Genomic DNA, 13,630 nt, shown 5'->3' on the forward strand with positions numbered 1-13,630 from the left:
GAGGGCATGCGACGCGTCATCGTTCTGGGTTCGACGGGATCGATCGGGGTGCAGGCCCTCGAGGTGATCGCGGCGAACCCGGACCGTTTCGAGCTCGTCGGGCTCGCGGCGGGCAGCAACCGCATGAAGCTCGCCGAACAGGTGATCGCGACGGGGGTGACCCGCACGGCGCTCGGCGTCGAGCAGGCGGTCGCCCTCGTGCGCGAGACCGAGGCGGATGTGGTGCTCAACGGCATCACGGGCTCCGTCGGCCTCGCCCCGACGCTCGCCGCGCTCGAGAGCGGAGCCACGCTCGCCCTCGCGAACAAGGAGAGCCTCATCGTGGGCGGCGAGCTCGTCACGGCGGCGGCGCGACCCGGGCAGATCGTGCCGGTCGACTCGGAGCATTCTGCGATCGCGCAGGCCCTGCGGGCGGGAGATCGCGGGGAGGTGCGGCGGCTCGTGCTCACGGCATCCGGTGGTCCGTTCCGCGGGCGAAGCCGCGACGAGCTGGCCGAGGTCACCCCCGAGGAGGCGCTCGCGCATCCGACCTGGAACATGGGCCCCGTCGTGACGACGAACTCGGCGACCCTGGTGAACAAGGGTCTCGAGGTCATCGAGGCGCACCTGCTGTTCGACGTGCCGTACGACCGGATCGAGGTGGTCGTGCATCCCCAATCGGTCGTGCACTCGATGGTGGAGTTCGTCGACGGATCGACGATCGCCCAGGCCTCGCCACCCGACATGCGCCTGCCGATCTCACTCGCACTGGACTGGCCGCATCGCGTGCCGGACGTCGGAGAGCCGATCGACTGGAGCCGCGCCCAGAGCTGGGACTTCGAACCGCTCGACGACGACGCGTTCCCGGCCGTTCGGCTCGCCAAGCGCGTGGGCGAGGCCGGCGGCACCTACCCGGCCGTGTTCAACGCGGCGAACGAGCAGGCGGTGCAGGCGTTCCACGCCAAGCGGATTCCGTACCTGAGCATCCTGGCCGTCATCGAGCGCGTGGTCGACGAGCACGAGCCCGCCGCCGGCGCGCTCACCCTCGAGGGCGTGCTCGACGCGGAGCGCTGGGCGCGGGATGCCGCGGACCGCGCGCTGGCGGGGTCGCTCGCCGAATAGCGCCGCAACGGGGGCCGGGTTGCGGCTCGTCGTCGCGCCCGCCTAGTGCTTCGGGCCCTTGCCGTGCCGTGGACCCTGCGGCGGCGTGGGCGTCGGTGTGGGCGTGGGCGTCGGGGTCGGGCTCGGCGAGGCCGCGGACTCGGCCGACTGCAGGTCGGCCCGCACCGCCGCGACGGCCGCGAGGATCGAGCTCAGCCGATCCGAGCTCAGCCGGCCGCGGTCCGCCGCCTGCTGGGCCGTGGCGGCGACGCGGTCGAGTTCGGCGGAGGCGGCCGCCCAGTCGCCGTTCGCGGAGGCCTGGCTGACCGCCAGCACCTCGGACTGGAGCTCGCTCGCGGTCGACGGGTCGTAGGAGGCGCTGCTGCATGCCGAGAGTGCGCCGACGATCGACAGAGCGACGAGGGCGGCGATCAGACGACGTGACCGAGCGGCGCTGCGGGATACGGCGGTGCGGGGCACGGTGCCACGGGTCACGGTGCCACGCTCCGCTGCAGCTCGGCGAGGTGGTCGCCGAGGCTCCCCGTGACCGTCGGATACGGGGTGCCTCCCCCGCTCGGCGCCACCGACGATGCTCCCGGAAGAGAGGACAGGGCCGAGATGCCGACGATCAGCGCGATCGTCGCCACCGCGGCGACGACGCCGAGAGTCAGCCGGCGTCGCGCAACGGCCGACATCGGGGCGCGAGTCGGCGGGGTCGGTCGGTCCGGACGCGAGGGTCGCGGCGTCGGCGATCGGAGCGGCTCGCGTCGGCTCGCCGACGGCATCAGCTCGGTCACCACGTCGGGCGCGGCGGGGGCAGCGCTCGCCGGGGAGGCGGCGGGCAGCAGCAGGGTCTTGGCGAGCTCGTCCTCGGCGGTCGGCGGCGGCACCGCCGCACCCGCGGTCGGCCGGGGGAGGGCGGCGAGCGTGTGGAACGCCTCGGCGGCCGTGAGCCGGTCGGCGGGGCTCTGTTCGGTCATCCCGGACAGCAGGGCCTGCCAGTCGCGCGAGAGATCCTGCGGGACGTCCGGTCGACGGGTCAACCTCGCCACCGCCGATTCGACGGCGCTCCCGGGGAACGGGGCGATCCCGCTCGCGCTCTCGATGAGCACCAGACCCAGGGAGTAGACGTCCGAGGCGGGGCCGGCCTCGTGCCCGCCGGCCTGCTCGGGGCTCAGGTAGGCGGCGGTGCCGATCACCGAGCCGACCGCCGTCATCCGGCTGCCGTCGACGAGCCTCGCGATTCCGAAGTCGCCGAGCTTGGCGAACGGCGCCGAGAGCGACCGTTCGCGCGGCAGCAGGATGTTGGCGGGTTTCACGTCGCGGTGCACGACCCCGCGCTCGTGCATGAAGGCGAGGGCATCGGCGACCGAGACGGCCAGCGAGTGGAGCTGATCGCCCGGCAGCGCCCCCGCCCGCAGCCGGGCCTGCAGGTCGCTGCCGTCGACGAACTCGGTGGTCAGATAGGCCGGGTCGACATCGAGCCGCGCGTCGAACAGGGTGACGAGAGTCGGATGCCCGAGCGCCGCGAGCACGCTGACCTCGCCCCGGCGGCGACTCTCGTCGTTGACGTCGACCATGGCGGGCCGGAACAGCTTGAGCGCCACCTCGCGCCCGAGCTGCTCGTCGTGGGCGCGATAGACGACCGACATCCCGCCCTCGCCGAGGCGGCTCATCACGCGATAGCGACCGTCGATGAGCGTTCCCGGTTCGATGCCCATGATGTCCACCCTGCGATCCTGCCCTCTTTCCGGCGCCGTGCTCGACCCGGTTGCCAGCTTCCTCCCAGCCTCCCGGCGCGTGTGCGGTCGGTGCGCACCTCACCGTCGGCCCTCTCCAAGGGTGGCTGCCGTAACCTGTGCGGGTGGAAACCGTGTTGCTCTACATCCTCGGCGTCGTGATCGTCGTCGTCGGCATCGCGGTGTCGATCGGGCTGCACGAGGTCGGCCACCTGGTGCCGGCGAAGAAGTTCGGCGTCAAGGTCGGGCAGTACATGATCGGCTTCGGCCCGACCCTGTGGTCGAAGAAGTTCGGCGAGACCGAGTACGGCGTCAAGGCCATCCCGCTCGGCGGCTACATCTCGATGGCGGGGATGTTCCCGCCCGGCAAGGTGAAGGACGCCGCCAAGCCCAGCATGGACAGCACCGGATTCTTCAGCGTGCTCGTGCAGGACGCGCGCGACGACAGCGCCGAGACCGTCGATGCCGACGGTGAGGACCGCGTCTTCTACAAGCTTCCGGCGTGGAAGCGCATCATCATCATGCTCGGCGGCCCGACCATGAACCTGCTCATCGCGGTGCTGCTCTACGGGGTCGTGCTGTGCGGCTTCGGCGTGCCGGTCGCGAGCACGACCATCGGCAGCGTCTCGCAGTGCATCTCGACCTCGTCGACCCAGACCAGCTGCACCTCGTCCGACCCGGCGGCCCCCGCGGCGGCGGCAGGCGTGAAGCCGGGCGACACCTTCGTGAGCATCGACGGCACGAAGATCACGAGCTGGAACCAGGCGACCTCGATCATCCGCAAGTCCGCGGGCGACACCCTGACGGTCGTCGTGCGACGCGACGGCAAGAACGTGACCCTCTCGCTCACGCCGAAGCTCACCACGCGGCCGGTCACCGATGCCGCGGGCGCCGTCGTCGTGGACTCCTCGGGCAAGACCGTCACCGAGAAGGTCGGCTTCGTCGGAATCGGCTACGCCACCGTGGTGCAGCAGCAGCCGGTCACCGCGGTGTTGCCGGCCGTCGGATCGAACATCTCGCAGGTCGCGAAGATCATCGTCACGCTGCCGCAGCGCCTCGTGCAGGTCGCGCAGGCCGCGTTCGGCGGGCAGAAGCGCGACCCCAACGGACCGATCAGCGTCGTCGGGGTCGGGCGTCTCGCGGGTGAGATCACGAGCATCAATTCGATCCCGATCGCGGATCGCATCTCGAGCCTGGTGAGCATCCTCGCCTCGCTCAATGTCGCCCTGTTCGTATTCAATCTCATCCCACTGCTGCCCCTCGACGGCGGTCATGTGCTCGGCGCGGTCTGGGAGGCGGTGCGGCGTCGGTTCGCCAAGTGGTTCAAGCGACCGGATCCCGGCCCGGTCGACATGGCGAAGCTCATTCCGCTGACCCTGGTCATCGTCACGATCCTGGGCGCCTCCAGCGCCCTGCTGATCTACGCCGACATCGTCAATCCGGTCACCTTCCAGTAGCCGCTCGGTCGACGCCGATCATCTCCTGAGCCGGGTCATCCCGACCGGCCGGCGAGCTGTTCCCGAACCTCGCGCAGCCGGGCGCGGAGCGCCTCGAGGTACGCCGTGATGAGCGGCTGGCGGAACGCCTCGGGGCGCCCGACCAACCAGTAGGGCAGTGTGCGACCGACCTGCCCGGGCAGCACCCGGACCAGATCCGGATGCCGGTCGGCCAAGAAGCAGGGCAGGAGGCCGAACCCCGCCCCCGCCCGTGTCGCCTCGACGTGGACGTAGACGTTGGTGCTGGTGACGGCGTCGAACATCTCGGGAACGGCCTGACGTGCGTCATCGAGAGCGTCGACGTGCAGCATCGACTCGATGAAGTACACGAGCGGGGCGCCGGCGAGCTCGGCGCGCGATGCCGGGGCGCCGTGCGCGGCGAGGAAGTCACGGCTCGCGTACAGCCCCAAGACGTACTCGGCGAGGTGCATCGCCTCGGCCTGACGCACCTGCGGGCGCCCGACGATCACCTCGAGGTCGGCGCCCGCCCGCTGCTGAGACGCCTGACGTGTGGTCGCCACGACCTCGAGGGACACTCCGGGATGCTCCCGCCGCAGGGCTGCCATCGCGGGCGCCGCCACGAAGCCGCTGAATCCGTCGGTGGCGGAGAGGCGGATCACTCCCGTCAGCCGCGACCCCGACGGGGAGTCACCCGCGGCGGCCACCGCCCGTTCGACGTCCTCCGCGGCGTCCGCCGCACGGCGGCCGAGCGGCGTCAGGGTCCAGCCGGCCGATGACCGCTCGAGCACCCGGCCGCCCAGCGCGGCTTCGAGCGCCGTGATGCGGCGGGCCACCGTGGTGTGGTTGAGCCCGAGTGCGGCTCCGGCAGCGGTGAAGCGCCCGGCGCGGGCGACGGCAAGGAGGACGAGCAGATCGTCGGCGCTCGGGGCCTCGGCGCGAAAGGGAGCATCCACCTGTGCAGTATTGCGCAGTCGAAGCGCATGACGTGGGCATGGCTCTGCAGTAGCGTGCAGTTCGACGTGGCGAGGAGGCGGCGATGGAACGCGGGGTCCAGACCCAGGGAGCAGGCGATGCGCTGGCGGGACGCCGCGCCGTCGTGACCGGCGCCGGCAGCGGGATCGGGGCGGCGTGCGCCTGGGCGCTGGCCGAGCGGGGGGCCCGCGTCGTCGTGGCAGACCGGGATGCCGACGCGGCGCGGGCGGTGGCCGACACGATCGGCGGCGAGGTCTGGTGCGTCGACCTGAGCGACCTCGACGCGCTCGCCGATGCCGCGGTGTCGGCGGACATCCTGGTGAACAACGCCGGGATCCAGACGGTCAGCCCGATCGAGGAGTTCGACCCGGGGCGCTTCCGGCTGATGATCGACCTGATGCTGGTCGCGCCGTTCCTGCTGGCACGTGCCGTGCTGCCGGGCATGTACCAGCGGGGCTGGGGCAGGATCGTCAACATCAGCTCGGTGCACGGACTGCGCGCCAGCCCGTACAAGTCCGCGTATGTGAGCGCCAAGCACGGCCTCGAAGGGCTGTCGAAGACGATCGCCCTGGAAGGGGCGGAGCGCGGAGTGACCAGCAACTGCGTGAACCCCGGCTATGTGCGCACGCCGCTCGTCGAGAAGCAGATCGCCGACCAGGCGCGGGTGCACGGCATCCCCGAGTCGGAGGTGGTGGAGAAGGTCCTGCTGACCGAGAGCGCGATCAAGCGCCTGCTCGAACCGGAGGAGGTCGCCGAACTGGTCGCGTTCCTCTGCGGGTCAAGCGCGGGGATGATCACGGGGGCCTCGTACCTGATGGACGGCGGATGGAGCGCACGATGAGCGACTCGGGGCTTGAACAGAACCTGGTGCGGGTGCCGGTCGACGGCGGTGAACTGGCGGTCGGGATCCTGGGCCCGTCCGATCCCTCGACGCCCACCCTCCTGGCGGCGCACGGCATCACGGCCCACCACCGCTCCTGGCTCGCGGTGGCCGAGCAACTGCCGGGGGTGCGGATCGTGGCGCCCGATCTGCGCGGCCGCGGCCGGAGCAACGCCCTGCCCGGCCCGTTCGGGATGCGCAGGCACGCCGACGACCTGGAGCGCGTGCTCGACCACCTCGGCATCGATCGCGCCCTCGGCGTCGGGCACTCGATGGGGGCCTTCGTCGTGACGACCCTCGCCGCTCGGGCGCCCGCGCGGGTGCCGGCTCTGGTGCTCGTGGACGGCGGGCTGCCGCTCCAGCCTCCCGACGGGATCGACCCCGAGGCGGTGCTCCCCGTGAGCCTGCTCGGCCCGGCCGCCGAGCGGCTCACGATGACCTTCGACAGCCGCGAGGAGTACCGGGCGTTCTGGGCGCAGCATCCCGCGTTCCCGGCGCCGCTCACCCCTGAGCTGCTCGACTACATCGACTACGACCTCGACGGCGAGCCGCCCGCACATCCCTCGGCGTCCGTTGAGGCCGTCGCCGCCGATCAGCCCGAGGTCTTCGGACCCCGCTGGTACCGGGACGCCCTCCGGGCGCTCCGCGTCCCCGTCACCGTGCTGCGCGCCCCGCTCGGCCTTCTCGCCGAGCCGCCCGGCCTGTATCCGCCCGGCGCGCTGGAGCAGGCGCGCGAGCTCGTACCGCAGCTGCGCATCGTCGAGGTCGACGATGTCAATCACTACACGATCCTGATGAGCCGGCACGGCGCGGAGGCGGTCGCCGCCGAGGTCCGTGCCGCGCTCGCCGAACTCCGTTGATGCCGTACACCCCTCTCGAGACGAAGGAGTCCCCGTGCCCAACCCCCTCTTCGACGGAGTCGTCGCGCATCGCGTGACGACCCCGCGCCTGACCGCCAACGTGCTCGAACGGCCCGCCGCCGACGGATCGACGACGGGAATACCCGTGGTCTTCATCCACGGCAATGTGTCCTCGTCGCTGTTCCATCAGCCGACGATGCTCGCGCTGCCGGCCGAGGTGCGCGCCCTGGCGATCGACCTGCGGGGCTTCGGCGACAGCGAGACCCTGCCCGTGGACGCCACCCGGGGCGTGCGCGACTTCTCGGACGACGTGGCGTCGGTGCTGCACGCTCTCGGAGTGGAGCGCGCTCACCTGGTGGGCTGGAGCATGGGCGGGGGCGTCGTGATGCAGCTCATGCTCGATCACCCGGAACTCATCGAGACCGTCACCCTGGAGGCGCCGGTCTCGCCCTATGGTTTCGGCGGCACGGCGGGTGCCGACGGGCACCGTCTCGACGAGGTCGGAGCGGGAACCGGAGGCGGCGCGGCGAACCCCGACTTCGTCGCGCGCATCGACGCCGGCGACACGAGCGACGAGAGCCCCACCTCGCCGCGCACGGTCTACCGCACCGCGTACGTGAAGGATCCGAGCCGCGACACCCACGAAGACATCTGGGTCGAGTCGATGCTCACCACCAAGACCGGCGTCGACAACTATCCGGGCGACTCGGTTCCCACGGACGCGTGGCCAGGGTTCGCCGCCGGTCGACGCGGGGTGCTCAACACCCTCGCCCCGACGAACTTCGACACCTCGGCGATCGCCGGGCTCGCGATCAAGCCGGCCGTGCTCTGGGTGCACGGCGTCGACGACGCGATCGTCAGCGACGGCTCGTTCTTCGACATCAACATGCTGGGCAAGATCGGGGCGATCCCCGGCTGGCCCGGCGACGAGATCGCGCCCCCTCAGCCGATGGTGACCCAGACGCGGGCGGTGCTGGAGCGCTACCGCGCCGCCGGCGGCGCCGTCACGGAGCTCGCGCTCGAGGACTGCGGTCACGCCCCCCATCTCGACCAGGCCGCCGCCTTCGACGCCGCCCTCGCGGCGCACATCGGCGCGGCCTGAGTCCGGCCGAGGACGCCGTGCGTGCCCGGGCGCGGCGGAGTGCTGCCGCGTAGGCTGATGGCCATGCCTGCTCTGAACATCGGGATGCCCAAGCCCCCTCCCGAGACTTTGGCCCCGCGACGCAAGTCCCGCCAGATCAAGGTGGGCAAGGTGCTGGTCGGCGGCGACGCCCCGGTCAGCGTGCAGTCGATGTGCACGACGCCGACCACGAACATCAACGCGACGCTGCAGCAGATCGCCGAGCTCACGGCATCCGGCTGCGACATCGTGCGGGTGGCAGTGCCGAGCCAGGACGACGCGGACGTGCTGCACATCATCGCGGGCAAGAGCCAGATCCCGGTCATCGCCGACATCCACTTCCAGCCGAAGTACGTGTTCCAGGCCATCGATGCCGGCTGCGCCGCCGTGCGGGTGAACCCGGGCAACATCCGCAAGTTCGACGACCAGGTCGGAAAGATCGCCGAGGCCGCCAAGGCGGCGGGCGTCAGCATCCGCATCGGGGTCAACGCCGGCTCGCTCGAACCGACGATCCTGCAGAAGTACGGCAAGGCGACCGCGGAGGCCCTCGTCGAGAGCGCCGTGTGGGAGGCGAGCCTGTTCGAGGAGCACGACTTCCACGACTTCAAGATCTCGGTCAAGCACAACGATCCGATCGTGATGGTCAAGGCCTATCGGCAGCTCGCGGCGCTCGGCGACTGGCCGCTGCACCTCGGGGTCACCGAGGCCGGCCCCGAGTTCCAGGGCACGATCAAGAGCGCGACCGCCTTCGGCATCCTGCTCAGCGAGGGCATCGGCGACACCATCCGGGTCTCGCTCTCGGCCCCGCCCGCCCAGGAGGTCAAGGTGGGTCTGCAGATCCTGCAGTCGCTCAACCTGCGCGAGCGCAAGCTCGAGATCGTCAGCTGCCCGAGCTGCGGGCGCGCCCAGGTCGACGTCTACACGCTCGCCAACGACGTCACGGCCGGGCTCGAGGGCATGACGGTCCCGCTCCGGGTCGCCGTCATGGGCTGCGTCGTGAACGGACCGGGGGAGGCCCGCGAGGCCGACCTGGGGGTGGCATCCGGCAATGGCAAGGGCCAGATCTTCGTCAAGGGCGAGGTCATCAAGACGGTGCCCGAGAGCGAGATCGTCGCCACCCTCATCGAGGAGGCCAACCGGCTCGCGGCCGAGATGCCGGCCGGCGCCGTGGGTGCCCCCGAGGTCGTCACCGCGTAGATCCGCGGCGTACTGCAGCCGTCGCGACGTGTCGTCGTCCCCCGAAAGGGGCGCCAAGACCCCGCGTCCGGGGGCTCACCCGCCGTTCACCCGGCTATTAGCGTCGGGAGTGCCGACCCCCACGTCGGCGTTCAGGCGCTGATCTCAGCGCGACGAGTCGAACGCGGTTCGCCTCGTCGGACCGGCGCCATGGACGAGCCCACGGATCGATCCTGCCCTCCACGATCGCATCCGTGGGCTCTCTCTCGAGGCAGGTCGCCGCCGTGCGCCTCGGTAGGCTGGAGGTCGTGCCCACCCGTCTCAGTCAGCTCTTCGTCCGCACGCTGCGCGAGGATCCGTCCGACGCGGAGGTGACCAGCCACCGGCTGCTCGTCCGCGCCGGATACATCCGCCGTCAGGCCCCCGGGATCTTCGCCTGGCTGCCGCTGGGTCTCAAGGTGCGTCGCAAGGTCGAGGCGATCATCCGCGAGGAGATGGCGGCGGCGGGCGCGCAGGAAGTGCACTTCCCCGCTCTGCTGCCCCGCGAACCGTACGAGGTCACCGGACGCTGGGACGAGTACGGCGACGGCATCTTCCGACTGCAGGACCGCAAGGGCGCCGACTACCTGCTCGCCCCCACCCACGAGGAGGTCTTCACTCTGCTGGTGAAGGACCTCTACAACTCGTACAAAGACCTGCCCCTGGCGATCTACCAGATCCAGGACAAGTACCGCGACGAGGCCCGCCCGCGCGCCGGGCTGCTGCGCGGCCGCGAGTTCTCGATGAAGGACGCCTACAGCTTCGACTACACGGATGCCGGACTCGACCTCAGCTATCAGGCGCAGCGCGACGCCTACGAGCGCATCTTCACCCGCCTCGGGCTGGAGTACGTCATCGTGCAGGCGGATGCCGGCGCGATGGGCGGATCGCGCTCCGAGGAGTTCCTGCACCCCACGCCCGTCGGCGAAGACACCTTCGTGCGCTCGGCCGGCGGCTACGCCGCCAACGTGGAGGCCTTCACGACCCTCGCCCCGCCGAGCCGCGGCTACGAGAAGCTCACGCCCGCCGAGGTGCTCGACACCCCGGGGACGCCGACGATCGCGACCCTCGTCGAGGTCGCCAACGAGAAGCACCCCCGGCCGGACGGCCGGGCCTGGACGGCCGCTGACACGCTCAAGAACGTCGTGCTGGCCCTGACTCACCTCGACGGCAGCCGCGAGGTCGTCGTCGTCGGGGTTCCGGGCGACCGCGAGGTCGACATGAAGCGCGCCGAGGTGGCCTTCGCCCCGGCCGAGGTCGAGACGGCGGGCGACCTCGACTTCGAGCGCACTCCGCTCCTGGTCAAGGGCTACATCGGGCCCTGGTCGCCCACCGGCGCGATCCTGGGCGAGGAGTCGGCCACCGGCATCCGGTATCTCGTCGACCCCCGCGTCGTCGACGGCTCGGGCTGGATCACGGGCGCCAACATCGAGGGCAAGCACGTCTTCGGGCTGGTCGCCGGCCGCGACTTCGGCAACGACGGGACGGCCGAGGTGGCCGAGGTCAAGGCGGGCGATCCGGCCCCGGACGGCTCCGGTCCCGTGGAGCTGGCCCGTGGCATGGAGATCGGCCACGTCTTCCAGCTCGGCCGCAAGTACGCCGAGGCGCTCGGACTGCAGGTGCTCGACGAGAACGGAAAGCTCGTCACGGTCACGATGGGCTCGTACGGCATCGGCGTGACGCGCCTGATCGCGGCCATCGCCGAGGAGTACTCCGACTACAAGGGCCTGCTCTGGCCCCGGGAGGTCGCGCCGTTCGACGTGCACGTCATCGCGACGGGACGGGAGGCGGTCGTCTACGACGTCGCCGAGACCGTCGTGGCGCAGCTGGAGGCCGCGGGCAAGGACGTGCTCTACGACGATCGGCCGAAGGTTTCACCCGGCGTGAAGTTCGGCGATGCGGAGCTGCTGGGGGTGCCGACGATCGTGATCGTGGGTCGCGGCGCTGCAGACGGTATCCTAGAGCTCTGGGACCGGCGCTCCGGCGAGCGCAGCGAGGTCCCGGCAACAGATCTGATCTCCCGCCTCGGCTGACGCCGGACGGATCCCATCGCCCTGTCAGAGGGCGCACCCTCGCAGAGAGCAGGACGCAACGTGGAGTTGTCCGTCGGCAAGACCCTCGTCTACCCCCATCACGGAGCCGTGACGATCACCGCGCTCTCCAAGCGCACCGTGGCCGGCGTCGAGAAGGAGTTCATGACGCTCAACGTCCACACGAGCGAGCTGACGATCATGCTCCCGACCGACAACGTCGAGCTCGTGGGTGTTCGCGACGTGATCGACGGCGACGGGGTGAAGGCCGTGCACCAGGTGCTGCGCGATCCCTTCGTCGAAGAGCCCGGCAACTGGTCGCGTCGCTACAAGGCCAACCAGGAGAAGATGGCGAGCGGCAGCGTGTACCGCGTCAGCGAGGTCGTGCGCGACCTGTGGCGCCGTGACCAGGACCACGGCGTCTCGGCCGGCGAGAAGCGGATGCTGGCCAAGGCGCGGCAGATCCTGATCTCGGAGCTCGCTCTCGCCCAGAAGCTCAGCGAGGAGGACGCGTCGAGCGCCCTCGACGTCGTGCTGGCGAGCGCCGTCCCCTCGGAGAGCCCCGCCGCCTAACGGATTCCGGGCGAGGGCCGCGCGTCCCCTCCGCCCTCAACCCTCCGAGAGTGGTGCGCAATGGCTCTTCCCGCGGCCGGGAGCAGCCATTGCGCACCACTCGTGGGTGGGGAGGCGCGGTGGGCGTGAGCGACCCACTGGCGGGTGGGGATGCTCCGCCCGCGCCGCCCACGGGCTCGGCCGCGGACGGCTCAGAGGGCCGGATGTCGCGCATCCGTTTCACGGAGCCAGCGCGGTCGACCCCGACCTCGGAGGACTGCGCGTGCCGCACCGGCCGGGCTAAGCTGGGCGGATGTCCGGCATCGACCGGACGTCCTATCTCAATATCGGAGGCCTGACGTGGACATCGACCTCACCATGCTGCGGCTCATGGAGCGTGAGCGCGAGATCCCCTTCGAGGAGCTCGTCGGCATCATCGAGCAGGCCATCCTGACGGCCTATCTCAAGCGCACCGACAAGACGCCGGATTCCGGTGCCCGAGTCGAACTCGATCGCAAGACCGGGCACGTGACCGTCTACGTGCCCGAGTTCGACGAGGAGGGCGAGAAGATCGGCGAAGCCGTCGACAGCCCCGACGACTTCGGGCGCATCTCGGCGTTCGCCGCCAAGCAGGTCATCAACCAGCGCCTGCGCGACATCGGCGACGACAAGGTGCTCGGCGAGTTCCGCGGTCGCGAGGGCGACATCGTCGCGGGCATCATCCAGCAGGGACCGAATCCCCGGATGGTGCACATCGACCTCGGCAGCGTCGAGGCGATCCTGCCTCCCGAGGAGCAGGTGCCGGGCGAGGACTACTCGCACGGCACGCGCATCCGCGTCTACGTCACGAGCGTGTCGAAGGGGCTCAAGGGTCCCTCGATCACGGTCAGCCGCACGCATCCGGGCCTGGTCCGCAAGCTGTTCGCGCTCGAGGTGCCCGAGATCGCCAGCGGCCTGGTCGAGATCGCCTCCCTCGCGCGGGAGGCCGGGCACCGCACGAAGATCGCGGTGCGCGCGACGCAGCCCGGCATCAACGCCAAGGGCGCCTGCATCGGCGAGCTCGGTCAGCGCGTGCGCGCCGTCACCGCCGAGCTGCACGACGAGAAGATCGACATCGTCGACTGGTCGGCCGACCTCGCCACCTTCGTGGCGAGCGCGCTGTCCCCGGCGAAGGTCACGAGCGCGTTCGTCGTCGACGAGTCCCTCAAGGCCGTTCGCGCGCTCGTGCCCGACTACCAGCTCTCGCTGGCGATCGGCAAAGAGGGCCAGAATGCGCGGCTCGCCGCCAAGCTGACCGGCGCACGCATCGACATCCAGCCCGATTCGGTGATGGAACAGTAGCGAGCCGAGCGCGGTCGCTTGGGCAGGTCGTACTGCCCGGGCACGAAGGGGGTACCATGGAACCCGTCAGAACCTGCCTGGGTTGTCGGCAGCGTGGTTCCCGTTCCTCACTCGTGAGGGTCGTCGCGCGCGACGGACGAGTCGTGGTGGATGCCGCGGCTCGGCATCCGGGCAGGGGCGCGTGGATTCATCCCACCGTCGAGTGCCTGACCTCCGCACTGAACCGCAAAGCCTTCGGCCGAGCGCTGCGTGGAGACCGGACGCTCGACACCGCCGACCTTCTGGCATTCAGAACAGTCCTCGAAGAACAGGCTGAACGGCACATGGACAACTAATGAGCGGCTCGAAATGAGTTCCGTCTTCAACTAACGTCCGCCCTGCCTG

The 13,630-nt window shown here is 70.7% G+C and carries 13 protein-coding genes; 10 read left to right on the forward strand and 3 right to left on the reverse strand.

Annotated features, from left to right (window positions below; genetic code table 11):
* Positions 1-6: 6 nt before the first annotated feature.
* Positions 7-1,101 carry a 1-deoxy-D-xylulose-5-phosphate reductoisomerase gene (gene dxr / locus ACFPJ4_RS03115; RefSeq protein ID WP_386738826.1) on the forward strand — a complete coding sequence of 365 codons (1,095 nt, stop codon included), beginning with the start codon at positions 7-9 and terminating at the stop codon, positions 1,099-1,101.
* A 42-nt stretch (positions 1,102-1,143) separates the two neighbouring features.
* Here dxr and ACFPJ4_RS03120 read toward each other — a convergent pair whose 3' ends face one another.
* Complete coding sequence (locus ACFPJ4_RS03120; RefSeq protein WP_386738827.1) at positions 1,144-1,575, reverse strand: hypothetical protein; 432 nt, start codon at positions 1,573-1,575, stop codon at positions 1,144-1,146.
* A complete protein-coding gene (locus tag ACFPJ4_RS03125; RefSeq protein ID WP_386739761.1) occupies positions 1,572-2,801 on the reverse strand; it encodes a serine/threonine-protein kinase in 1,230 nt (409 codons plus the stop codon). The genes ACFPJ4_RS03120 and ACFPJ4_RS03125 overlap by 4 nt, the downstream gene beginning before the upstream one ends.
* Before the next feature lie 143 nt (positions 2,802-2,944).
* Between ACFPJ4_RS03125 and ACFPJ4_RS03130 the strand changes: the two genes are divergently transcribed.
* Positions 2,945-4,276: a M50 family metallopeptidase gene (locus tag ACFPJ4_RS03130; RefSeq protein ID WP_386738828.1), complete on the forward strand. Its 1,332-nt coding sequence runs from the start codon at positions 2,945-2,947 to the stop codon at positions 4,274-4,276.
* A 35-nt stretch (positions 4,277-4,311) separates the two neighbouring features.
* On the opposite strand, the gene ACFPJ4_RS03135 is transcribed toward ACFPJ4_RS03130, so the two are convergent.
* Positions 4,312-5,229 (reverse strand): LysR family transcriptional regulator, encoded by a 918-nt coding sequence (locus ACFPJ4_RS03135; RefSeq protein WP_386738829.1) that lies wholly within the window; start codon positions 5,227-5,229, stop codon positions 4,312-4,314.
* A gap of 83 nt (positions 5,230-5,312) precedes the next feature.
* Here ACFPJ4_RS03135 and ACFPJ4_RS03140 point away from each other — a divergent pair, with 83 nt between their 5' ends.
* From ACFPJ4_RS03140 to ACFPJ4_RS03175, 8 genes are all read left to right on the forward strand, one after another.
* On the forward strand, positions 5,313-6,089 hold the full coding sequence (locus ACFPJ4_RS03140) for a 3-hydroxybutyrate dehydrogenase (protein ID WP_386738830.1): 777 nt from the start codon (positions 5,313-5,315) through the stop codon (positions 6,087-6,089).
* Positions 6,086-6,988 carry an alpha/beta fold hydrolase gene (locus ACFPJ4_RS03145; protein ID WP_386738831.1) on the forward strand — a complete coding sequence of 301 codons (903 nt, stop codon included), beginning with the start codon at positions 6,086-6,088 and terminating at the stop codon, positions 6,986-6,988. Before ACFPJ4_RS03140 ends, ACFPJ4_RS03145 begins: the two co-directional genes overlap by 4 nt.
* 34 nt (positions 6,989-7,022) lie before the next feature.
* Positions 7,023-8,090, forward strand: a complete 1,068-nt coding sequence (locus ACFPJ4_RS03150) for an alpha/beta fold hydrolase (RefSeq protein ID WP_386738832.1) — start codon at positions 7,023-7,025, stop codon at positions 8,088-8,090.
* Positions 8,091-8,153: 63 nt separating this feature from the next.
* The gene (gene ispG, locus ACFPJ4_RS03155) at positions 8,154-9,305 is read left to right on the forward strand and encodes a flavodoxin-dependent (E)-4-hydroxy-3-methylbut-2-enyl-diphosphate synthase (protein ID WP_386738833.1); all 1,152 of its coding nucleotides are present in this window, start codon (positions 8,154-8,156) and stop codon (positions 9,303-9,305) included.
* Positions 9,306-9,592: 287 nt separating this feature from the next.
* Positions 9,593-11,356 carry a proline--tRNA ligase gene (locus ACFPJ4_RS03160; protein ID WP_386738834.1) on the forward strand — a complete coding sequence of 588 codons (1,764 nt, stop codon included), beginning with the start codon at positions 9,593-9,595 and terminating at the stop codon, positions 11,354-11,356.
* Between the two features lie 60 nt (positions 11,357-11,416).
* Positions 11,417-11,926 (forward strand): CarD family transcriptional regulator, encoded by a 510-nt coding sequence (locus ACFPJ4_RS03165; RefSeq protein ID WP_386738835.1) that lies wholly within the window; start codon positions 11,417-11,419, stop codon positions 11,924-11,926.
* 339 nt (positions 11,927-12,265) lie between these two features.
* Positions 12,266-13,246, forward strand: coding sequence for a transcription termination factor NusA (gene nusA, locus ACFPJ4_RS03170; protein ID WP_386738836.1), 981 nt, complete (start codon positions 12,266-12,268; stop codon positions 13,244-13,246).
* A gap of 56 nt (positions 13,247-13,302) precedes the next feature.
* Complete coding sequence (locus ACFPJ4_RS03175; RefSeq protein WP_386738837.1) at positions 13,303-13,581, forward strand: YlxR family protein; 279 nt, start codon at positions 13,303-13,305, stop codon at positions 13,579-13,581.
* Positions 13,582-13,630 lie beyond the last annotated feature (49 nt).

This window comes from Lysinimonas soli (genome assembly GCF_042655435.1).
GTDB classification, from domain to species: domain Bacteria; phylum Actinomycetota; class Actinomycetes; order Actinomycetales; family Microbacteriaceae; genus Lysinimonas; species Lysinimonas soli.

What these genes read in the sequence shown, in the direction of transcription:
- ACFPJ4_RS03175 (WP_386738837.1), top strand. Translation starts at nt 13,303, where the DNA reads ATGGAACCCGTCAGAACCTGCCTGGGTTGTCGGCAGCGTGGTTCCCGT.
- ACFPJ4_RS03145 (WP_386738831.1), top strand. Translation starts at nt 6,086, where the DNA reads ATGAGCGACTCGGGGCTTGAACAGAACCTGGTGCGGGTGCCGGTCGAC.
- ACFPJ4_RS03125 (WP_386739761.1), bottom strand. Translation starts at nt 2,801, where the DNA reads ATGGGCATCGAACCGGGAACGCTCATCGACGGTCGCTATCGCGTGATG.
- ispG (WP_386738833.1), top strand. Translation starts at nt 8,154, where the DNA reads ATGCCTGCTCTGAACATCGGGATGCCCAAGCCCCCTCCCGAGACTTTG.
- dxr (WP_386738826.1), top strand. Translation starts at nt 7, where the DNA reads ATGCGACGCGTCATCGTTCTGGGTTCGACGGGATCGATCGGGGTGCAG.
- ACFPJ4_RS03140 (WP_386738830.1), top strand. Translation starts at nt 5,313, where the DNA reads ATGGAACGCGGGGTCCAGACCCAGGGAGCAGGCGATGCGCTGGCGGGA.